The organism is Kitasatospora sp. NPDC002543, from assembly GCF_053594915.1.
Genome location: NZ_JBSFWR010000084.1, coordinates 18,675 through 39,325, shown reverse-complemented (window position 1 = coordinate 39,325; position 20,651 = coordinate 18,675). Strand labels below are relative to the sequence as shown.

Here is a 20,651-nt window from a genome sequence, read left to right as displayed (position 1 = left end):
GGCGCCGACACCCCCGTCATCACCCTCGACGCCCGCCGCCGCGACAGCGCCAAGAGCGCCCTCATCACCCTCGTCGAACACGCCCTCCTCGCCCGACTGCGGTGATCGCGCACGACCGTGGCCCGCGGGACTCCGGTCGGAGTCCCGCGGGCCACCGGTGCGTTCGGGGCCGCTACTCGGTCGGCTCCAGGCCGGCCCGGATCAGCCCGTAGGTGTAGGCGTCCTCCAGCGCCAGCCAGGAGGCGGCGACCACGTTGTCGGCCACGCCGACCGTCGACCAGGTGGCGTTGCCGTCGGTGGACTCGATCAGCACCCGGGTCTTGGAGCCGGTGCCGTGCTGGCCCTCCAGGATGCGGACCTTGTAGTCCACCAGCTCGAAGGTGGCCAGCGGCGGGTAGATGCCCTCCAGGGCCGCGCGCAGCGCCTGGTCCAGCGCGTTGACCGGGCCGTTGCCCTCGCCGGTGGCGATCCGGCGCTCGCCCTTGGCCCACAGCTTGACGGTGGCCTCGTTGCCGGTGAAGCCCTTCGGCCCCTGCTCGCTGATGGTCCGCCAGGACTCCAGGGTGTAGAAGCGGTCCCGGCCGCCGCGCACCTCGTCGCGCAGCAGCAGTTCGAAGGAGGCGTCGGCGGACTCGTAGGTGTAGCCGAGGTTCTCCTGCTCCTTCACCTTGGCCACCACCCGGCCCGCCAGGTCCCGGTCGCTGGACAGGTCGTAGCCGAGTTCCTTGCCCTTGAGCTCGACGGAGGCCCGGCCGGCCATGTCGGAGACCAGCATCCGCATGGTGTTGCCGACCCGCTCGGGGTCGATGTGCTGGTACAGGTCCGGGTCGACCTTGATCGCGGAGGCGTGCAGGCCCGCCTTGTGGGCGAAGGCCGAGTAGCCGACGTACGGCTGGTGGGTGGAGGGGGTCAGGTTGACCAGTTCGGCGATCGCGTGCGAGATCCGGGTCATCTCGGCCAGCCGGCCCTCGGGCAGCACCCGGCGGTCGTACTTGATCTCCAGCGCGCCGACCACCGGGAACAGGTTGGCGTTGCCGACCCGCTCGCCGTAGCCGTTGGCGGTGCACTGCACGTGGGTCGCGCCGGCGTCCACCGCGGCCAGGGTGTTGGCCACCGCGCAGCCGGTGTCGTCCTGGGCGTGGATGCCGAGCCGGGCGCCCGTCCTGGCGAGCACGTCGGCGACGATCTCCCGGACGCCGCCGGGCAGCATCCCGCCGTTGGTGTCGCAGAGCACCACCACGTCCGCGCCGGCCTCGTGCGCGGTGCGCACCACCGACACGGCGTACTCGGGGTTCGCCTGGTAGCCGTCGAAGAAGTGCTCGCAGTCGATGAACACCCGCCGGTCCCGGGAGCGCAGGAACTCGACGCTGTCCCGGACCATCTCCAGGTTCTCGTCCAGGGTGGTGCGCAGCGCGAGCTCCACGTGCCGGTCGTGCGCCTTGGCCACCAGGGTGATCACCGGGGCGCCGGAGGCGACCAGCGCGGCCAGCTGCGGGTCCTCCGCCGCCTTGCCGCCGGCCCGTCGGGTGGCGCCGAAGGCGACCAGCCGGGCGTGCTCCAGCTCCAGCTCAGCGGCGGCGCGGGCGAAGAACTCGGTGTCGCGCGGGTTCGCCCCCGGCCAGCCGCCCTCGATGAAACCGACCCCGAACTCGTCCAGGTGCCGGGCGATGGCCAGCTTGTCCGCCACCGTGAGGTTGATGCCCTCGCGCTGCGCTCCGTCGCGCAGCGTGGTGTCGAACACGTGGAAACTGTCGTCGGTACGGGTGACCTCGGTCATGACCCCTGGTTCTCCGTTTCGGGGAGGTTGGGTGGTGCTCTGCCGGACTTTCCGTCCCGGCTCCACTGTCCATGGTCCCGCGCGCGGTCCCGGTGTCCCCGGGCCCCTTGTGGGGGCCGTCGGCCGGTCCGGGAGAAACAAAAAGACCCCTCGCGGGTGCGAGAGGTCTGCGCGCGGGTCTGGACGCTAGTGGTCGCTCCGCATCGGGTCGTGCGGGAGCGGTCACTGCGGACCGGCGCGCCTGCTGCTAATAATCAGCGACAGCGAGGACACGTTCGGAGTCTTGCACAGGTTCCGGGATCCGGCCCGCGCGTCTCGCGATGCGGGACGCGCGGGCCGGGCCCGCGGGGATCGCCGGGATCAGACGATCTTGTGCAGCCAGCGGTGGGTGTCCGGGGTCCGGCCGCCCTGGATCGACAGCAGCGCCTTGCGCAGCTCCATGGTGACCGGGCCGGGCTCGCCGGTGCCGACGGTCCAGTCCGCGGCGGCGGACTTCACCGAGCCGACCGGGGTGATGACGGCCGCGGTGCCGCAGGCGAAGACCTCGGTGAGGGTGCCGTCGGCGTTCGCCTGCTGCCACTCGTCGGTGGAGATCCGGCGCTCCTCGACGGCGTAGCCGAGGTCGGCGGCCAGCTGGAGCAGCGAGTCGCGGGTGATGCCGGGCAGCAGGGCGCCGGACAGCTCCGGGGTGACGATCCTGGCGTCCTCGCCCTCGCCGAAGACGAAGTACAGGTTCATCCCGCCCATCTCCTCGATCCACCGGTGCTCGGCGGCGTCCAGCCAGACGACCTGGTCGCAGCCCTTCTCGGCGGCCTGGGCCTGGGCGACCAGCGAGGCGGCGTAGTTGCCCGCGCACTTGGCGGCGCCGGTGCCGCCGGGGGCGGCCCGGACGTACTCCTTGGACAGCCAGACCGAGACCGGCTTGACGCCGCCCTGGAAGTAGGCGCCGGCCGGCGAGGCGATGATCATGAACAGGTAGGAGTTGGCCGGGCGGACGCCCAGACCGACCTCGGTGGCGAACATGAACGGGCGCAGGTACAGGCTCTGCTCCGGCTCGTTCGGCACCCAGTCCTGCTCCTGGCGGACCAGCAGCTCGACGGCCTCGACGAAGGCCTCCACCGGCAGCTCCGGCATCGCCAGGCGGCGGGCCGAGGCCTGGAAGCGGGCGGCGTTGGCCTCCGGACGGAAGGTGGCGATGGAGCCGTCGGCCTGGCGGTAGGCCTTGAGGCCCTCGAAGATCGCCTGGCCGTAGTGCAGGGTCATGTTCGCCGGGTCGATCTCCAGCGGCGCGTACGGCGTCAGCTGGGCGTCGTGCCAGCCCACGCCCTCGGTCCAGCGGATGGTGACCATGTGGTCGGTGAAGACCCGGCCGAAGCCGGGGTTGGCCAGCCGGGCCTCGCGCTCCGCGGCGGGCAGCGGGTGGGCGGAGGGCTTGAGGTCGAACGTGATGGGCGCCTGGGTGGCCGTGCTCATGGCTGTTTCCTTCACCGTGGGGTTGGTCCGGGCCGCCACCGCTGCGGAAACGTTTCGGCAAGATTCGCCGGAATGAACGCACAACGGCACGACCCACTGTCGATACTCGCATCCAGAGGGCCGTGCCGAACAGCTGCCCGCCCTGTTTCCAGGGCCGCAAGCTGCGGTTATGCGCGATCCGGCCCCTCAGCCGGATACTCGGGCGGCGAGCGCGTCGCCGACCTCGGAGGTGCTGCGGGTGCCGGAGCGCTCGGCCAGGTCCGCCGCGACGGCGGCCTCCACCGTGGCGGCCTCGGCGGCGAAGCCGAGGTGCTCCAGCAGCATGGCGACCGACAGCACGGTGGCCGTCGGGTCGGCCTTGCCCTGGCCGGCGATGTCCGGCGCCGAACCGTGCACCGGCTCGAACATGGACGGGAACTCGCCGCTCGGGTTGATGTTGCCGCTCGCGGCCAGACCGATCCCACCGGTGACGGCGGCGGCCAGGTCGGTCAGGATGTCGCCGAACAGGTTGTCGGTGACGATGACGTCGAACCGCTCCGGCTGGGTGACGAAGAAGATGGTCGCCGCGTCGACGTGCAGGTAGTCGGTGGTGACCTCGGGGAACTCCTTGCCGACCTCGGCGAAGATCCGCGTCCACAGGTGCCCGGCGTGCACCAGCACGTTGTTCTTGTGCACCAGGGTGAGCTTCTTGCGCGGCCGCGCCTGCGCCCGGCGGTAGGCGTCGCGCACCACGCGCTCGATGCCGTACGCGGTGTTCAGGCTGACCTCGGTGGCCACCTCCTGCGGCGTCCCGGTACGCAGCGTGCCGCCGTTGCCGACGTACGGGCCCTCGGTGCCCTCGCGGACGACCACGAAGTCGATCTCCGGCTCACCGCCCAGCGGGCCCTGCACCCCGGGGAAGAGCCGGCCCGGACGCAGGTTGATGTGGTGGTCGAAGGCGAACCGCAGCTTGAGCAGCAGCCCCCGCTCCAGCACGCCCGACGGCACGCTCGGGTCGCCGATGGCGCCCAGCAGGATCGCGTCGTGCGACTTCAGCTCCGCCAGCACGTCGTCCGGAAGCGTCTCACCGGTCCGGTGGTAGCGCCGGGCACCGAGGTCGTACTCGGTGGTCTCCAGCTTCACGTCGGCGGGAAGCGCGGCACCCAGGACCTTGAGGCCTTCGGCCACCACTTCCTGGCCGATGCCGTCACCGGGGACAACTGCGAGACGAATGGTGCGAGACATGCTCGGACCCTACTCCGCCGTCCCAGGTACTGACACCCACCGTCCACCATGCGGACGGTCAGGTCAGGTCGATCTCGACCTGGAACGGCTGATCGACCTTCAGCTGCTTGTGGTAGATGCCCGCAACCACATAACCACGCGTGGAGGGATCGAGCTCATAGACGTAGACGACCGGCTTTCCCGCATCGTCGCTCTCCACCCGCCAGAAGTGCCTGATCCCTGCGGCCGCGTACTTCCGGGGCTTGGTGTCCCGGTCCCGTTCCTCCGACTCCTCGGACACGACCTCGACCGCCAACAGGACGTCTTCCGCTTCGCAGAAGGTCTGCTTCGGGCCGGTGACTCCCCGCTCGTCGACCACGAGGAGGTCCGGCTCCGGGCGGTTGCGGCGGTCCAGCCTCACCGTCATCTCCCGCCAGACGTCCCACCCCTCCGGCACAGCGTCTTCCAGAGCGCGTTCCAGCCTTCGGAGGGTGCGCATGTGGAACGCGGTCTGCGGGCTCACGAAGATCAGGCTCCCGTCGATCAGCTCGGTGTGCGGCGGGAGATCAGGCAGCCGGTCAAGGTCCTCTGCGGTGTAGCCACCAGCAGGAGGCCGAATCCAGTCGGGGTACGGCGCGATGCTCATGGTTCCTCCCATGCGGGGATCCTGACGGCCCTCTCAGGCTACTCGGCCGGGCTTCCCCGGGCGTCACCCTTTCGAGGGGGCGCGCGTGACCGGTGGCGCGCGGAGGCGTGCTTAGGGTGGCGGGGTTCGGCGGAGCACGTGGACGGGGTGCGGATGGGCGAGCGGCGGCGGGAGGTGCTGGTCTGCGGGGGTGCGGCGGGGCTGGCCGCGGGCGGGTACGGGCTGGCGGTCGGGCTGAGCGGGCGGTGGCCGGCCGGGGTGGAGGCGGTGGCGCTGCCGTACCACGCCCACCTGTGGGACCTGCTGCACGGGCAGGCGGCCGGGGACCTGCTGGTCGATTGGAACAGCGGCTACGGCGCCCCGTTCCTGGCGGACTTCTTCGCCTACCTGATGAACCCCTTCTCCTGGCCCGCCGCGCTCCTCCCCCGCGACCAGGGCCGGCTCGCCGTCCTGCTGGTCACCCTGGCCACCATCGGCCTCGGCACCGCCCTGATGACCCGGCTGCTCGGCCGTCTCCACCCCGGCCCGCGCCGGCTGCGGGCGCTCGCCGCCGTCGGGTACGGGCTGTGCGCCTGGGTGCTGGACGTCGGCGGGGCCGCTCCGATGTGGCTCTGGGGGCTGGTCTCGCTGCCCCTGCTCGGCCTGGCCGCCGACTGGTGCCTGCGCGAGCGGCACTGGGTGGCCGGCGCGCTGTGCGTCGCGCTCGCCTGGGCAGGCAACCTGTACACCGCCGCGCTGGCCACCCTGGCGGCGGCACTGCTGTTCGCCGTCCGGCTGTTCGCCGCCCCGTACCCGTTCCGGCTGCGGGTCCGGGCCACCGGCCGGGCCGTCACCATGGCCGTCGCCGGGGTGCTGCTGGCCTCCCCCGTGCTGTTCGTCTCCGTCCTGGCGGCCCGCCGGGCGCAGCCGGAGTCCCCGGTGGAGCCGCTCGGCCCGTCCGGTGTCGGCGCCCACCTGGCCCGGCTGCTGCCCGCCGCCGACGGCGGTCAGCGGCTGCCGGACGTGGCGATCGGCGTCTTCGGGCTGCTGGTGGTGTGCGGGCTGCCGTTCAACCGGCGGGTGCGGCCGCGCGAGCGCGCCCTGTGGTGCGCGGCGCTGGTGCTGGTGGCGGCGGGCTTCTTCTGGACCCCGACCGTGGTGGTCTGGCACGGCCTGGCGATCCCGGCCGGCGGGCCGTACCGGGTGGCCTTCGTGCTCAGCGGCCTGCTGGTGCTGGCCGGCTGGGTCTCGCTCGCGCACCGGCCGGACAGGCTCACCGTGCTGGGCGGCGCCGCCGTGGTGGCGGTGGTCGCCGGCCTGGCGGCGGGCCGGTCCTCGGCGCACCCGGGTACCTGGGTGCTGTCGGCCGTCGGCGGCGTCGTCCTGTCGGCCGCGCTGTGGCTGCTGGACCGCCGGCACGCCGACCGGCGGGCGACGGCCCTCGCCACCTGGGTGATCGGCGGGGCGGTGCTGGGCAACGCGGTCTGGTCCGGGTGGGCGACGCTCGGCGCGGCCCCCTCCGCCGGTGTCTCCCCGGCGGCCGTGCGGGCGGGGCACGCGGCGCTGCGCGCGGCGGCCGACTGGCCGCGCGGGCGCGCCGACCCCGGCCCGCACGCCTTCACCCCCAACGATCCGCTGCTGCTGAACGGCCAGGGCGGCGGGTGGTTCAGCGGCTACCTGCCGACCGTCACCGCCCTGCTGCTGCACGATCTCGGCGCGGGCTGGACGGCCGGCGGGCGGCAGACCGGGAGCGTCACCGACCCGGTCGGGCAGGCGCTGTTCGGCGTCCGCGCCCACCTCGACGACGGGCCGCCGCCGTACGGCTTCGTCCCCGCCCGGGCGGCCGCCGCGCCGCTGGTCACGGTGCTGCCCCCGGGTGCCCGCCCGGAGACCACCTCGGTCTGGTCCCGGCTGGAGTCGCTGCTCGGCAGTCAGGTGTACGACGCTCCGCTGCCCGTCCCGGCGGGCGGTCCGGCGCCCACCCTGCACGGCACCAGCGGCTGGTCGGTGCCGAACGGGGGCGGAGGCGGGGGCGGGCAGGAGGGCACCGTGTTCACCGCCGTCTGCACGCCGGGCGGGACGGCCTACTTCCACGCGCTCTGGTACCGGGGCACGGTCAGCGGTCTGGGCACCGTCTTCCGCAGTGACGGCGAGCAGCCCACCACGGCCGTGCCGATCCACCGGCTGGGGACCGTCCCCGCGGACGGCGTGGTCCGGGTGACGCTGCGGTCGGACGTGGTGAGCCAGGTGCCCGCCCGATCGGCTGCCTGCGGGCCGGCGCCCTGGAGGACGCCGTCGCCCGGCTCACCGCGACCGGCGCCACCCGGGTCGAGGCCGGCGGGCACACCCTCGCGGCGGCGCTCCCGGCGGGCTCCACCGGCACCGCGCTGCTCTCCGTCCCGGCCACCGACGGCTGGAGCTGCGCGGTGGACGGCGGCCGGTACGCGGCGCCCGTCCCCGTGCTCGGCATGATCGGTGTCCCGCTGGGCGGCGGCGCCTCCCGGGTCGCCTGCGCCTTCCGGCCGCCCGGCCTCACCGAGGGCCTGACCGTCGCCTCGGCGACCGCCGCCGCCCTCGCCCTGGTCGCCGTGTTCGCCCGGTTCTCCCGACGCCCCACCCGGCCCCCGCGCCGGGACCGCCGGCGGGCGGCCCGGGTGAACGCCGGCGCATGAGAGGGGGCGGCCCGCCGGAGTCCCGGTGGGCCGCCCCTGGTCACCCGGCGGTCAGGGCAGGTCGAGCACCTGGGCCCGCCGCTCGGCCGGGTTGCGGTGGTACAGCAGCAGGAGCCGCGAGGTGTCACCCCGCGCCCGCCGCACGTCGAGGACGGCGCCCGGACCGGCCGGGGCCAGCACCGCGGCCGGCCCGGTGAGGCCGGACCGCACGGTGAGCGCCGGCCGCAGGACGTCCAGCGGGACGGACGGGCTGGTGCCGTCCAGCCCGATCGAGGCGAAGGCCTCGGCCACGTCCGGCGTGCCGCCCCCGGCGTAGCCGGTCCACACGCCGTAGCGGACGGTGCTGTGCCCGGGGGTGACGCCGGGCAGGGCGCTCAGCCGGACGGGCAGGACCAGGACGTCGCTGTCCAGCAGCCCTGTGTCGGTGTCGCCCCAGTGGGCGTTGAGCGGCTGGACGTCCAGTTCGGCCCCGGTGCGGGCGTCCAGCGCGCGGGAGACCAGGACGTCGCTGCCGTGCTGCCGGTCGGCCTTGAGGATGACGTCGGTGCTGCCGTCCCCGTCGGTGTCCAGCGCCACCCGCACCCCGTACAGCCCCACCGGGGTGGCCGCGGGTGCCCACAGCTGTGCTCCCACGTAGAGCAGTCCGGAGTCGACGGCGGCGCCGGCCGCGCGCAGGTCGGCGGCCCGTTCGCCGGGGTGCTCGACGCAGGTCTCCTGGTCGTCCTCCCCCGCGTCCTTCGGCCGCAGGCCCGCGCCCGGGGCGACCGCCCCGCCGCTGCCGCCGGGCGGGCAGTCGGGCCAGCGGGGCCCTTCGCCGCCGAGTGCGAAGGCGCTGACCAGCCCCGGGTCCCCGGCGGGCGCGGCGCGGCCGCCGAGGGTGACCAGGGTGCCGTCCCGGGCGGTGCGGACGGCGGCCGTCACGGTGAGGTCGCCGGTCGGGCGCGGGGCGGCGAGCACCGGGATCCGCAGCTGCGGCAGCGTGTCGTCCCCGACCGGGGTGAGCAGCACCCGGCCGGAGAGCTCGCCCCGGTAGCTGCGGGCGCGGCCGCCCTGCACGGTGTCGATCGTCGGGTCGGGCGCCCGCCCGAGCTCCCCGGGTACGGACAGGGTGACCCGCACCCGCGCGGTGCCCCCGGCCGGGACGTCGACCCGGTCCGGTGCCACCCGGTAGGAGGCGCCCGGCAGTCGGGTGGAGGCCGCGTACGACGTGCGGTAGACCAGCGGCCTGTCCGAGGTGTTGCGCACCTCGATCTCCCGGGTCGGCTCCGTCGGCCCGTCGACCTCGACCGGGCCGAAGGAGACCCCGACGGCGCCCTCCACGGCGCCCTCCCCCGCCGCGTAGGCGACGGCGGGCGTGCGGACCGCCCCGTCCACCCGGACCCGCCCGGCGCCGGCCCGCTCGGGTCCGTACACCGGTCCGCTGCGGTCGTCGCCGAGGAAGGTGTCCGCGGTGGTGTTCATCAGCGCGGCCTTGACCTGTTCGACCGGCCAGTCCGGGTGCGCGGCGCGGACCAGCGCGGCGAGCCCGGCCACGTGCGGGGTGGCCATCGAGGTGCCGCTCTCGCGCTGGCCGCCGGCGCCGCTGCCCACCAGTGCGGACCAGATGCTCTCGCCGGGGGCCGCCAGGTCGGGCTTGACCACGCCGGGGACGCCGATGCCGCGCGAGGTGAAGTCGGTCAGGGTGTCGACCCGGGCCGGCTGGTCCTGCGGGACGGTGCCGTGCAGGGTGTTGCCGGCCGCGGCGAGCCGGACCCGCACCGGCCCGGCGGCCGCGGCCCGGCGCAGCCGCTCGCCGTCGGCGCGCGCCAGCAGCACGGCCGGGATCCGGTCGTTGCCGGAGATCTCGGCGAGGTGGTCGGAGTCGGCGGCGTACACCGCGCCGATCGCTCCCGCGTCGGCGGCGTGGTCGGCGCGCGGGCCGGAGTTGCAGGCCCGGTCGGGTTCGCGGGTGTTCCAGTCGAGCAGCGCGATCCTCCCCTTCAGCCGCTGCCGGTCGGCCTCGCTGAAGTCGGCGCAGCCGTCCGACTGGTCGGCGGGCAGGGCGAGTTCGCCGCTGACGTCGGCGGTGGACCACCCCTGGTAGCGCTCGCTCCAGTGCGCCGGGACGGTGCCTGCCTGCGCCGCGGGGGCGAGCACGGTGATGCCGTCCACGTCGGCGTGCCCGTGCACCGAGGCGGCGACGGTGACCGCCCGGGCGGCGGTGCCGGGGCTGCCGCCGATGCCGTACACGTCGCCGTCGTTGCCCGCCGCCGCGACCACGACGGTGCCCAGTTCGGCGAGCCGGTCGACGGCCAGGGCGTCGGTGTCGTCGGTGCTGCCGAAGTGGCTGCCGAGCGAGAGGTTGACGACGTCCAGCCGGTCGCTCAGGTCGCCGTCCCCGTTCGGGTCGGCGGCCAGGTCGAGCGCCTCGGTGACCCGGTCGGTGGAGCCGTCGCAGCCGAACACCCGGATCGCGTAGAGCTGGGCGCCGGGAGCCGTGCCGGGGCCGACCCGGAAGCCGGCCGGGTCCAGCCCGGGCCCGTACGGGCCGGTGTACGGACGGCCGTCGGCGGTGACGCCGTACCCGGCGGCGGTGCCGGCCACGTGGGTGCCGTGCCCGTTGCGCACGCAGTCGATCGGGTTGTCGCTGGGGTGCGGCACCGGCTGGTGGTGCGGGGAGGCCGGATCGGGGTCGTAGTCGTCGCCGACCAGGTCCTTGCCGCCGACCACCTTGGCGTTGGGGAACAGCGCGGGCGGCGCGGGCTTGCCGCGCTCGACCGAACGGAACGCCTCCTCGGTGCCGGGGCCGCCGAAGTCGGCGTGGGTGTAGTCGATGCCGCTGTCGATGATCCCGATCCGGGTGCCCCGGCCGGTGCCGGCCACCTGGTCCCCGGCCCAGACCTGCGGGGCTCCGGTCAGGGGGACGGAGTGGGCGTTGTCACGCCGTTTGGCGACGATCGGGTGGACGGCCCGGACGCCGGGCAGCGCCCGCAGCGCGGGCAGCCGGTCGGCGGGCGCGCTGACCGCGAGGCCGGCGAGCACCGTCCGGGTGCGGTAGAGCTCGCGGGCGGTGGGCGCCGCCCGGTGGACGGCCCCGGCGAGCCGGTCGAGCGCGTCCCCGGCCCGGGCCCGCTGGGCCGCGCCGGCCTGCGCGGCCTCCCGGCGGGCGGCCTCCGGTGAGCGCCGGGCCCGCCGGGCGCCGTCGGCGGCGCGCCGCCAGGCGGAGCCGGCCGTCTCGGTGGTGAGTTCGAGCAGGACGGAGACCGTCCGGCCCTGGCCCGGGGGTCCGGCCGACGGCGGTCCGGCCGATGGCGGTCCTGCGGCGGGTGGGCCGCCGGCCGCCGGGGTGGCGGCGAGGACGGCGCTTCCGGCCAGCAGGGCCAGGGTGAGGCCGATCCGGGCGGCGGGTCGGCGGACGGGTGGCAGACGCACTGGGCCCTCTCCCCCGGCAGGGGGACTGATCCGCACTCCGTGTCGCTGACGCCCGCCCACGCGGACGTCGATCACCCCTCCGAGGGCCCCCAAATTAGGATGATCGCGCCGACGGGGACGAGCAACTTCCCTCGAACGGAACGGGGTTGCACTCTACTGGGTGACATCAGGCCGACCCGTACGGCGCATTCGGCAGATGAACGCCAGAGCCGGAGGCCTGAACGGCGGGGCGCCGGGACCCCTCGACCCCGACGGCATCCGAACGCCGACGGCATCCGAACGCCGGCGGCACCCGGCCCGCGGTCGGGCCCGGAGCCGGGACCGGCTCAGTGGTGCCCGGTCGCCCCGCCGTTGTCCCGGCGGTCCAGCGAGCGCTGCAGCGCGGCGGCGGCGAAGGGCGTCCGCTCGGCGGCCCGGCGGCGGCGCGGGGCGCGGACGGGGGCGGCGGCGGGGGCGGACGTGGTGCGGCGGTCGGCGGTCGGCGACATACCGGGCTCCTTGGAAGCGGCGCTGCGGAAGGCGAGCGCGAAGAGGGAGGAGGGAGCGCGGGAGCAGGGATCGCCTGCTCGTGAAGGCGCGCGCCTGCACGGGCCGCGGACCCTGGCTGCAGGGGCGGCACACCGTACGGCCCTTCCACGGTACGACCACGACCGGGCCGTGTCTGCACGAATACTTGGATTTCCTAGTATCTGAGACGGACACCACCCGGGAGAACGCAGCAGGGCCCGGACCGCCGGTCGAACGGCGGTCCGGGCCCTGTCCGGGCGGGTCAGCCCAGGTCGACCGAGCGCGCGAAGCGGGCGCCGATCTCGGCGGCGATGGCCGAGAGGACGTCCTGCGGGATCTCGGTGTCCACGGTGATGGAGGCCAGCGCGTTGCCGCCGTCACGGGCGACCTGCATGCCGGCGATGTTGATGCCCGCGTCGCCGAGGTGGCGGCCGAGCACGCCGACCACGCCGGGGCGGTCCTCGTACTTGAAGAAGGCCATGTGGTCGGTGAGCGCGACGTCCACGTCGAAGGCGTCCACGCCGACGATCTTCTGGGTCAGCTTGGGGCCGGCCAGCGTGCCGGAGATGGCGATCTCCTCGCCCGTCCCGAGCGTGCCGCGGACGGTGATCACGTTGCGGTGGTCGGGGCTCTCGCTGGAGGTGGTCAGGCGGACCTCGACGCCGCGCTCCTGGGCGAACAGCGGGGCGTTGACGTAGGACACCGTCTCCGCCACGACGTCCTCGAACACGCCCTTCAGCGCGGACAGTTCGAGCACCTTCACGTCGTGCTGGGTGATCTCGCCGCGGACCTCGACGTCGAGGCGGACGGCCACCTCACCGGCCAGCGCGGTGAAGATCCGGCCGAGCTTCTCGGCCAGCGGCAGGCCCGGGCGGACGTCCTCGGCGATCACGCCGCCCTGGACGTTCACCGCGTCCGGCACCAGCTCGCCGGCCAGCGCGAGGCGCACCGACCGGGCGACCGCGATGCCGGCCTTCTCCTGCGCCTCGTCGGTGGAGGCGCCCAGGTGCGGGGTGGCGACCACGTTGTCGAAGGCGAACAGCGGGGAGTCGGTGCACGGCTCCTTGGCGTACACGTCCAGGCCCGCGCCGGCCACCCGGCCCTCGCGCAACGCGTCCGCCAGCGCCCCCTCGTCCACGATCCCGCCGCGGGCGGCGTTCACGATGCGCACGGACGGCTTGACCTTGTGCAGCGCCTCGTCGCCGATCAGACCGATGGTCTCCGGGGTCTTGGGGAGGTGGACGGTGATGAAGTCCGAGACCTCCAGCAGCTCCTCCAGCGTGACGAGCTTGACGCCCATCTGCGCGGCGCGGGCGGCCTGGATGTAGGGGTCGTACGCGACGATCTTCATCCCGAACGCGGACATCCGCTGGGCGACCAGGACGCCGATGCGGCCGAGGCCGACGACGCCGAGGGTCTTCTCGCTCAGCTCGACGCCGGTGTACTTGTTGCGCTTCCACTCGCCCTGCTTGAGCGCGGCGTTGGCCGGGGCGATGTTGCGGGCGACGGAGATCAGCAGGCCGCAGGCGAGCTCGGCGGCGGTGACGATGTTGGAGGTCGGCGCGTTGACGACCATCACGCCGGCCTTGGTGGCGGCGGCGACGTCCACGTTGTCCAGGCCGACGCCGGCCCGGGCGACGACCTTGAGCTTGCGGGCCGCGGCCAGCGCCTCGGCGTCGACCTTGGTGGCGGAGCGGATCAGGATCGCGTCGACGTCGGCGATGGCGGTCAGCAGCTCGGTGCGGTCCGCGCCGTTGCAGTGACGGATCTCGAAGTCGGGGCCGAGGGCGTCGACGGTGGCGGGCGAAAGCTCTTCGGCGATCAGAACTACGGATTTGCTCACGACAGTGGGGTCCTTAACTGTCCGGTTCCCCCGGGCACGTAGGTGGCGTGGAGGGCGGGGAAAGGTGGCATGCCGCGTAGGTAGACGCACGACGCTGTGGGCCTGACGCGCACTCGGAGTGTATCGACGGGCTGGATAGCGGGCTGCTCCCGTCCGGCGAAATCACCCGGACGAGAGCAGCCTACTTGTACAACGGAGTTACAAAATCGGGGCCGGAACCGGCTCCGGGAGGGTCAGGCGTTCTCGTTGACCCAGCTCATCAGCGAACGCAGCTTCTTGCCGGTGGTCTCCAGCAGGTGGTCCTCGTCGGCCTTCTTGTACTCGTTGTACTTGGGCAGACCCGCCTTGTACTCGGCGATCCAGGTGTTGGCGAAGGTGCCGTCCTGGATCTCGGCGAGGACCTTCTTCATCTCGGCCTTGGTGGCGTCGGTGATGATCCGCGGGCCGGTGACGTAGTCGCCCCACTCGGCGGTCTCGGAGACCGACCAGCGCATCTTCTCCAGGCCGCCCTCGTACATCAGGTCGACGATGAGCTTCAGCTCGTGCAGGCACTCGAAGTAGGCGATCTCCGGCTGGTAGCCGGCCTCGACCAGGGTCTCGAAACCGGCCTTCACCAGGGCGGCGGTGCCACCGCAGAGGACGGCCTGCTCACCGAACAGGTCGGTCTCGGTCTCCTCGGTGAAGGTGGTCTTGATGACGCCGGCCTTGGTGGCGCCCAGGCCCTTGGCGTACGACAGCGCCAGGGCGAAGGCCTTGCCCGTGGCGTCCTGCTCGACCGCGACGATCGCGGGGACGCCGCGGCCCTCCTCGTACTGGCGGCGGACCAGGTGGCCCGGGCCCTTCGGGGCGACCATGCAGACGTCGACGTCCGCCGGGGGCTTGATGAAGCCGAAGCGGATGTTCAGGCCGTGGCCGAAGAACAGGGCGTCGCCGGCCTTCAGGTGCGGGGCGATGTCCGCCTCGTAGACGTCGGCCTGGATCGGGTCCGGGACCAGGATCATGATGACGTCGGCCTCGGCCGCCGCCTCGGCCGGGGTGACGACGCGCAGGCCGGCCTCCTCCGCCTTGGCGCGGGACGTGGACTCCGGCTTCAGGCCGACCCGGACGTCCGCGCCCGAGTCCCGCAGCGACAGCGCGTGGGCGTGGCCCTGGCTGCCGTAGCCGATGACCGCGACCTTGCGGCCCTGGATGATGGACAGGTCGGCGTCGTCTTCGTAGAACAGCTCGGCCACGGGGGCACATCTCCTTGCGTGATGGGTGCCGGGTACGCGGTGTTCACCGTAGTTCGTACCGGCGGGGGTGTGGGTCGTTGCTCGAAAGGTGCCGCGTGCCGTCGGTCGGGCGACGGTGGGCGGCGGGAGGGAGACGGTCTCGCGCGGGTTACGCGCTGCGGTCCAGGGCGCGCAGCGAGCGGTCCGTGATGGAGCGCGCGCCGCGGCCGATGGCGACCAGGCCGGACTGGACCAACTCCTTGATGCCGTAAGGCTCCAGCATCCGGAGCATGGCCTCCAGCTTGTCCGAACTGCCGGTGGCCTCGATGGTCACCGCTTCGGGCGACACGTCGACGGTCTTGGCACGGAACAGCTGGACGATCTCGACGATCTGCGACCGGGTCTCGTTGTCGGCGCGGACCTTCACCAGGACCAGTTCCCGCTGGATCGCAGCGGACTGGTCGAGTTCGACGATCTTTATCACGTTCACGAGCTTGTTGAGCTGCTTGGTGACCTGTTCCAGCGGGAGGTCCTCGACGTTGACCACGATCGTCATCCGGGACACGTCCGGGTGCTCGGTCGAACCGACGGCGAGGGAGTCGATGTTGAAACCCCGACGGGAGAACAGTGCGGCGATGCGGGCGAGCACGCCGGGCTTGTTCTCGACCAGGACGGAGAGGGTGTGCTTGGACATGGGATTCCTCAGTCGCACAGGAGGGGTCCGGCGCAGCCGGTCCCGAGAAGGCGGGCGGTGGGCGACGGGCGGGCCGGCAGGGGCATCAGTCGAGGTCGTCGCCGAAGTCGGGGCGCACGCCCTTGGCGAACTGGATCTCGTCGTTGCTGGTGCCGGCCGCGACCATCGGCCAGACCATGGCGTCCTGGTGGACGATGAAGTCGATGACCACCGGGCGGTCGTTGATCTCCATCGCCTGCTTGATGACCGCGTCGAGGTCCTCGGGACGCTCGCAGCGCAGGCCCACGCAGCCCATCGCCTCGGACAGCAGGACGAAGTCGGGGATCCGGGTCCCCTGGGCCGGCGGCTCGACGCCGTCGTGGCCGGGGCCGGAGTGCAGCACGGTGTTGGAGTAGCGCTGGTTGTAGAACAGCGTCTGCCACTGCCGGACCATGCCCAGCGAGCCGTTGTTGATGACCGCGACCTTGATCGGGATGTCGTTCAGGGCGCAGGTGACCAGCTCCTGGTTGGTCATCTGGAAGCAGCCGTCGCCGTCGATGGCCCAGACCGCGCTCTCCGGGCGGCCGGCCTTGGCGCCCATCGCCGCGGGGACGGCGTAGCCCATCGTCCCGGCGCCGCCCGAGTTGAGCCAGGTGCCCGGCTTCTCGAACCGGATGAACTGCGAGCTCCACATCTGGTGCTGGCCCACGCCCGCGGCGTAGATCGCCTCGGGGCCGACCAGCCGGCCGATCCGCTCGATGACCTGCTGCGGTGACAGCTGGCCGTCCGGGGCCGACTCGTAGCCGAGCGGGTAGGTCTTCTTCCACTCGTCGAGCCGCTCCCACCACTCGGTGTAGTCGCCCTTGTGGCCGGCGTCGAACTCGGCCTGGACGGCGACGATCAGGTCGGCGAGCACCTCGCGGGCGTCGCCGACGATCGGCACGTCCGCCGGGCGGTTCTTGCCGATCTCGGCCGGGTCGATGTCGGCGTGGACGACCTTGGCGTTGGGAGCGAAGCCGTCCAGCTTGCCGGTGACGCGGTCGTCGAAGCGGGCGCCGAGGGTGAACAGCAGGTCGGACTTCTGGAGCGCGGTGACGGCGGGGACGGAACCGTGCATGCCGGGCATGCCCAGGTGCTGCGGGTGGCTGTCCGGGAAGGCGCCGAGCGCCATCAGGGTGGTGACGACCGGGGCGCCGGTCAGCTCGGCGAGGATCCGCAGCTCGGCGGTGGCCTGCGCCTTGAGCACGCCGCCGCCGACGTACAGCACCGGGCGCTTGGCGCCGACCAGCATCTTCGCGGCCTCGCGGATCTGCTTGGCGTGCGGCTTGGTCACCGGGCGGTAGCCGGGCAGCGCGGTCTCGACCGGCCAGCGGAAGGTGGTGGTCGCCTGGAGCGCGTCCTTGGCGATGTCGACCAGGACCGGGCCGGGGCGGCCGGTGGCGGCGATGTGGAAGGCCTCGGCGATCACCCGGGGGATCTCGGACGGATCGGTCACCAGGTAGTTGTGCTTGGTGATCGGCATCGTGATGCCGCAGATGTCCGCCTCCTGGAAGGCGTCGGTGCCGATCGCCTTGGAGGAGACCTGGCCGGTGATGGCGACGATCGGCACCGAGTCCATGTACGCGTCGGCGATCGGGGTGACCAGGTTGGTCGCCCCCGGCCCGGAGGTCGCCATGCAGACCCCGACCCGGCCGGTGGCCTGGGCGTAGCCGGTGGCGGCGTGACCGGCGCCCTGCTCGTGGCGGACGAGGATGTGGCGCACCTTGACGGAGTCCATCAGGGGGTCGTACGCGGGAAGGATGGCCCCGCCCGGAATGCCGAAGACGGTGTCCGCGCCCACGGCCTCCAGGGAGCGGATGAGCGACTGGGCGCCGGTCATGGTCTCGACGACGTGCTGGGGAGCGGGAGCGTTGGCGGCCGGGTTGTCCCCGCGGCGGGGGGATGCGGCGTGCTCGGTCATCTGCCTGTCTCTTCTCGGGTTTTCGCCGACCCGGTGCTGCGGGCCCCGGTGCTGCGAGGAAGGGGTCCCGGTCCGGGTCGATCGCCGGCTCTGCCTCAATCGTCCCGCTTGATCCGAAAGGTCGGACGTGCTCGGCGGTCGAGGCCAGGGGTCTTGCGGAGGTGGAACAGCGTCAGTGCAACAAAAAACCCCTCGTGCCCAAGGGCATGCGAGGGGTGGCGCGTCGGTCTGTCACGAGCAGGGCGTACGAGCCCACTCAGCCGACGCGCCCGCCAAGTACGAGAATTCGGGTGCGCATGGCAACGACCTTCCTCCCGTGCGGGGTGACGTGTCAAGCAGGTGGGATGACCGTCTCGCCATGCGGACCCCCCGACGGACCAGTAACGGCATGGCGTTCGGGCAGGTCAGGGCCGCCATGGTGATGTGCGCCACGTCCCGGCGCGGCGTCCGCCCGGCCGCCCGAGCGGCCACTCGTCCGGGTGTCGTCGACGGCGGGCGGGTGCGGGCGCCGGGGCGGGAGCGGGCCCGCCGGGGAGGGCAGCGGGTAGCTCCGGCGGGCCAGCGCCCGGCGCAGCCGCGGCTCGTCCAGCGAGGGGGCGAAGGCCGAGCCCTGGGCCTGCCCGCAGCCCAGCTCCTGCAGCGCGGCCACCTGGCGGGGCAGGTCCACCCCCTCGGCGGCGGTGGCCATCCCGAGGTCGCGGCCCAGCCGCAGCGCGTGCCCGGCGAGGGTGCGGCTGAGCGGGGACTCGCCGAGGTCCTGGACGAGCGTGCGGTCCAGCTTGAGCCCGTCCAGCGGCAGCCGGGCGAGGGCGCCGAGCGAGCCGCCGCCGGCGCCGTAGCCGGCCAGCCAGGTGGAGACACCGAGCCCGCGCAGCGCGGAGAGCCGGCGGCCGAGCTCGTCGGCGAGCGAGTCCGGGCCCATCCGGGCCACCTCGATGACCAGTTCGTCGGCGGGCAGGCCGCTGTCGCGCAGCGCCGAGGCCACCGTCTCGTACAGGCCCGGCGAGCAGAGCCGCTCCACCGAGAGCCGGACGGCCACCGGGACGGGCTCCGGCGCGCCGCGGCCCCGGCCCGGCAGGCCGCGCCGTTCGACGGCGGCGCTGACCGCTTCCAGGACCAGCCAGCGGGAGAACCGGGTGGCCGCGTCGCCGTGCTCGGTGGAGCGCAGGAACTCGGCCGGGGTGAGCAGCAGTCCGCCCACCGAGCGCCAGCGGGCCTGCGCCTCGACGCCGGTCACCGCGCCGCTGCCGAGGTCCACCACGGGCTGGTGGAGCAGGGTGAAGCCGCCCTCCCGGACGGCCAGTCGCAGCCGTTCCTCCAGCTCGGTGCGGCGCTCCAGGTCGGCCCGCATCGCGGGGGTGTAGAGCACCACCCGGCCCTTCCCCTCGGACTTGGCCCGGTACATCGCGAGGTCGGCGTTGCGCATCAGTTCGTCGGCCGCGGTTCTCGGGTCCGCCGCCGGGCCGCGCTCGGGGGTGCCGAAGGCGATGCCGATGCTGGCGGCGACGCTGAGTTCGGCGCCGCCGATCCAGTACGGGTCGGAGAGCGCGAGGCGCAGCCGCTCGGCCAGCTCCTGGACCTGGAGGCGGCCGAGCGGGCCGCAGACGAGCGCGGCGAACTCGTCGCCGCCGAACCGGGCGACGGTGTCCCCGCAGCGGACGGCGCTCTGCAGCCGGCGGGCGGCCTGCACCAGGAGTTCGTCGCCGACCTGGTGCCCGGCGGTGTCGTTGACCGCCTTGAAGCCGTCCAGGTCGAGGAAGAGCACCGCGATCCCGGCGCCCGTCTCGCCCTGCTGCCCGCGGGCGCCGAGGGCGGCCCGCAGCCGCTGGGTGAACAGCGCCCGGTTGGGCAGGTCGGTGAGCGGGTCGTGGAAGGCGTTGTGCTGCAACTGGGCCTGGAGCATGACGCGTTCGGTGACGTCCCGGCTGTTGAGCAGCAGGCCGTCGCGGTGTCTGCTGACGGTGGACTCGACGTGCAGCCACTCGCCGGCGCCGGAGCTGATCCGGCACTCGACCCGGGCGGAGGGCTCGGCGGCGCCCGGGCTCCGGTGGGTGGTGAGCCGGACCCTGGCGAGGTAGCGGCGGACCTCGGAGAGCACCCGGCCGACGTCCTCGGGGTGGACCAGGTCCAGCAGGTTGCCGCCGACGAGCTCCTCCGGGTCCCGCCCGTAGACGCCGAGCGCGGCCGGGGAGACGTAGGAGAGCACGCCGTTGGCCCCGGCGATCATGATGACGTCGCTGGAACCCTGCACCAGGGAGCGGAAGTGCGCCTCCTTGTGGGCGAGTTCCTGCGCCAGCGACAGGTTGTCCAGCAGCATCACGCCCTGCCGCAGGATCAGCGCCAGCCCGACGGTGCAGGCCGCCGCGGCGACCACGCGGTCCAACTCCCGTCCGCCGAGGGCGTTGTAGAGGATGCCGGCGGTGCAGACCGCGGCCGCCGCGTACGGGGTCAGCGCGCTGAAGGTGGTGGCCACCCGGCGGTGCGGCAGGCCGCCGGCCGAGGGGTGGTCGCGCAGCGGACGGCGCCAGCGCGGCGACCACGGCGCCCAGGCCAGCAGCAGGCTGCCGGCGAACCAGCCGGCGTCCAGCAGTTCGCCCGAGTGGTAGCTGCTGCGCAGCTCCGGGGAGGTGAACAGGGCGTCGCAGGTCACGGTGACGGCCAGCGCCAGCATCGCGGTGTGCACCGCCGCCCGGTTGCCGTCCCGGCCGCCGAAGCGCAGCCCGACCACCAGGCTGACCAGCAGGATGTCCAGCACCGGGTAGGCCAGGTTGAGGGCCAGCCGCAGGGGCGAGCCGTCCTCGCCGGCCGCGATCCGGCCGAGCGCCAGGCTCCAGCTGAGGGTGAACAGCGAGCCGGCGATCAGCCAGCCGTCGAGCAGCAGGCAGAGCCAGCCGGCCGCGGTGCGCGGGTGCTGGGCGAGCACCAGGACACCGGTGATGGCGAGCGGGCCGAACAGCAGGAAGACGTACTCGGCGAGCGAGTCCCGGGGCAGCGGGGTGCGCACCACCAGCTCGTACCAGCCCCAGGTGCCGTTGCCGAAGGCGACCATGAGCGAGGAGAGGCCGAACAGCAGCCAGGCCGGGCGGGCGTGCCCGCCGACCGTGCAGCCGTACACCAGACAGGACAGGGCGGCCGCCAGGGCCGCCGCGGCCAGTCCGAAGTCGCCCATGAACACGGACAGTTGGCGCGATCCCCAGCCGACGGCGGCGCCGATGGCATAGGCCACGCAGAGCGTGCCCAGGGCGACCCCGGGCAGCGTGCGGCACTCCGCGAGCCGGCACAGCGGGCCGCGGCGG

13 protein-coding genes and 1 pseudogene are annotated in these 20,651 nt (G+C 73.7%); 3 read left to right on the top strand and 11 right to left on the bottom strand.

Translation table 11 applies throughout. The annotated features are described in order from the left end of the window. Nucleotides 1-105: pseudogene (locus ACWD4P_RS28480) on the top strand (ATP-binding protein); the annotation flags it as partial. Nucleotides 106-172: 67 nt separating this feature from the next. Here the strand turns inward: ACWD4P_RS28480 and cimA are convergent. The 4 genes from cimA to ACWD4P_RS28460 form a co-directional block, all read right to left on the bottom strand. Beyond that, a complete protein-coding gene (cimA, locus tag ACWD4P_RS28475; protein ID WP_359821377.1) occupies nt 173-1,777 on the bottom strand; it encodes a citramalate synthase in 1,605 nt (534 codons plus the stop codon). Nucleotides 1,778-2,137: 360 nt separating this feature from the next. Beyond that, nucleotides 2,138-3,250: a branched-chain amino acid aminotransferase gene (locus ACWD4P_RS28470; RefSeq protein WP_359821380.1), complete on the bottom strand. Its 1,113-nt coding sequence runs from the start codon at nt 3,248-3,250 to the stop codon at nt 2,138-2,140. 186 nt (nt 3,251-3,436) lie between these two features. Then, nucleotides 3,437-4,474: a 3-isopropylmalate dehydrogenase gene (locus ACWD4P_RS28465; protein ID WP_449781585.1), complete on the bottom strand. Its 1,038-nt coding sequence runs from the start codon at nt 4,472-4,474 to the stop codon at nt 3,437-3,439. 58 nt (nt 4,475-4,532) lie between these two features. Further along, entirely contained in the window at nt 4,533-5,099 is a 567-nt protein-coding gene (locus ACWD4P_RS28460) for a Uma2 family endonuclease (RefSeq protein ID WP_359821386.1), read from the bottom strand. Nucleotides 5,100-5,237: 138 nt separating this feature from the next. Between ACWD4P_RS28460 and ACWD4P_RS28455 the strand changes: the two genes are divergently transcribed. Further along, complete coding sequence (locus ACWD4P_RS28455; protein ID WP_449781584.1) at nt 5,238-7,550, top strand: YfhO family protein; 2,313 nt, start codon at nt 5,238-5,240, stop codon at nt 7,548-7,550. Continuing rightward, nucleotides 7,547-7,750 (top strand): hypothetical protein, encoded by a 204-nt coding sequence (locus tag ACWD4P_RS28450; protein WP_449781583.1) that lies wholly within the window; start codon nt 7,547-7,549, stop codon nt 7,748-7,750. Before ACWD4P_RS28455 ends, ACWD4P_RS28450 begins: the two co-directional genes overlap by 4 nt. A gap of 51 nt (nt 7,751-7,801) precedes the next feature. Here ACWD4P_RS28450 and ACWD4P_RS28445 read toward each other — a convergent pair whose 3' ends face one another. The 7 genes from ACWD4P_RS28445 to ACWD4P_RS28415 form a co-directional block, all read right to left on the bottom strand. After that, the gene (locus ACWD4P_RS28445) at nt 7,802-11,161 is read right to left on the bottom strand and encodes a S8 family serine peptidase (protein ID WP_449781582.1); all 3,360 of its coding nucleotides are present in this window, start codon (nt 11,159-11,161) and stop codon (nt 7,802-7,804) included. Between the two features lie 326 nt (nt 11,162-11,487). Beyond that, complete coding sequence (locus ACWD4P_RS28440; protein ID WP_449781581.1) at nt 11,488-11,649, bottom strand: hypothetical protein; 162 nt, start codon at nt 11,647-11,649, stop codon at nt 11,488-11,490. A 281-nt stretch (nt 11,650-11,930) separates the two neighbouring features. Beyond that, the gene (serA, locus tag ACWD4P_RS28435; protein WP_359829498.1) at nt 11,931-13,511 is read right to left on the bottom strand and encodes a phosphoglycerate dehydrogenase; all 1,581 of its coding nucleotides are present in this window, start codon (nt 13,509-13,511) and stop codon (nt 11,931-11,933) included. Nucleotides 13,512-13,744: 233 nt separating this feature from the next. Then, nucleotides 13,745-14,743, bottom strand: a complete 999-nt coding sequence (gene ilvC, locus ACWD4P_RS28430; protein ID WP_449781580.1) for a ketol-acid reductoisomerase — start codon at nt 14,741-14,743, stop codon at nt 13,745-13,747. Between the two features lie 148 nt (nt 14,744-14,891). After that, a complete protein-coding gene (ilvN, locus tag ACWD4P_RS28425) occupies nt 14,892-15,416 on the bottom strand; it encodes an acetolactate synthase small subunit (RefSeq protein ID WP_049657946.1) in 525 nt (174 codons plus the stop codon). 85 nt (nt 15,417-15,501) lie between these two features. Beyond that, complete coding sequence (locus ACWD4P_RS28420; RefSeq protein WP_449781579.1) at nt 15,502-17,355, bottom strand: acetolactate synthase large subunit; 1,854 nt, start codon at nt 17,353-17,355, stop codon at nt 15,502-15,504. 331 nt (nt 17,356-17,686) lie between these two features. After that, a complete protein-coding gene (locus ACWD4P_RS28415) occupies nt 17,687-20,638 on the bottom strand; it encodes a putative bifunctional diguanylate cyclase/phosphodiesterase (RefSeq protein ID WP_359829502.1) in 2,952 nt (983 codons plus the stop codon). Between the last annotated feature and the right edge of the window lie 13 nt (nt 20,639-20,651).

Excerpts from the sequence above, each read along its gene's own strand:
- ACWD4P_RS28460 (WP_359821386.1), bottom strand. The coding sequence starts at position 5,099 with ATGAGCATCGCGCCGTACCCCGACTGGATTCGGCCTCCTGCTGGTGGC.
- ACWD4P_RS28465 (WP_449781585.1), bottom strand. The coding sequence starts at position 4,474 with ATGTCTCGCACCATTCGTCTCGCAGTTGTCCCCGGTGACGGCATCGGC.
- ACWD4P_RS28450 (WP_449781583.1), top strand. The coding sequence starts at position 7,547 with ATGATCGGTGTCCCGCTGGGCGGCGGCGCCTCCCGGGTCGCCTGCGCC.
- ilvN (WP_049657946.1), bottom strand. The coding sequence starts at position 15,416 with ATGTCCAAGCACACCCTCTCCGTCCTGGTCGAGAACAAGCCCGGCGTG.
- ACWD4P_RS28470 (WP_359821380.1), bottom strand. The coding sequence starts at position 3,250 with ATGAGCACGGCCACCCAGGCGCCCATCACGTTCGACCTCAAGCCCTCC.
- cimA (WP_359821377.1), bottom strand. The coding sequence starts at position 1,777 with ATGACCGAGGTCACCCGTACCGACGACAGTTTCCACGTGTTCGACACC.
- ACWD4P_RS28420 (WP_449781579.1), bottom strand. The coding sequence starts at position 17,355 with ATGACCGAGCACGCCGCATCCCCCCGCCGCGGGGACAACCCGGCCGCC.
- ACWD4P_RS28440 (WP_449781581.1), bottom strand. The coding sequence starts at position 11,649 with ATGTCGCCGACCGCCGACCGCCGCACCACGTCCGCCCCCGCCGCCGCC.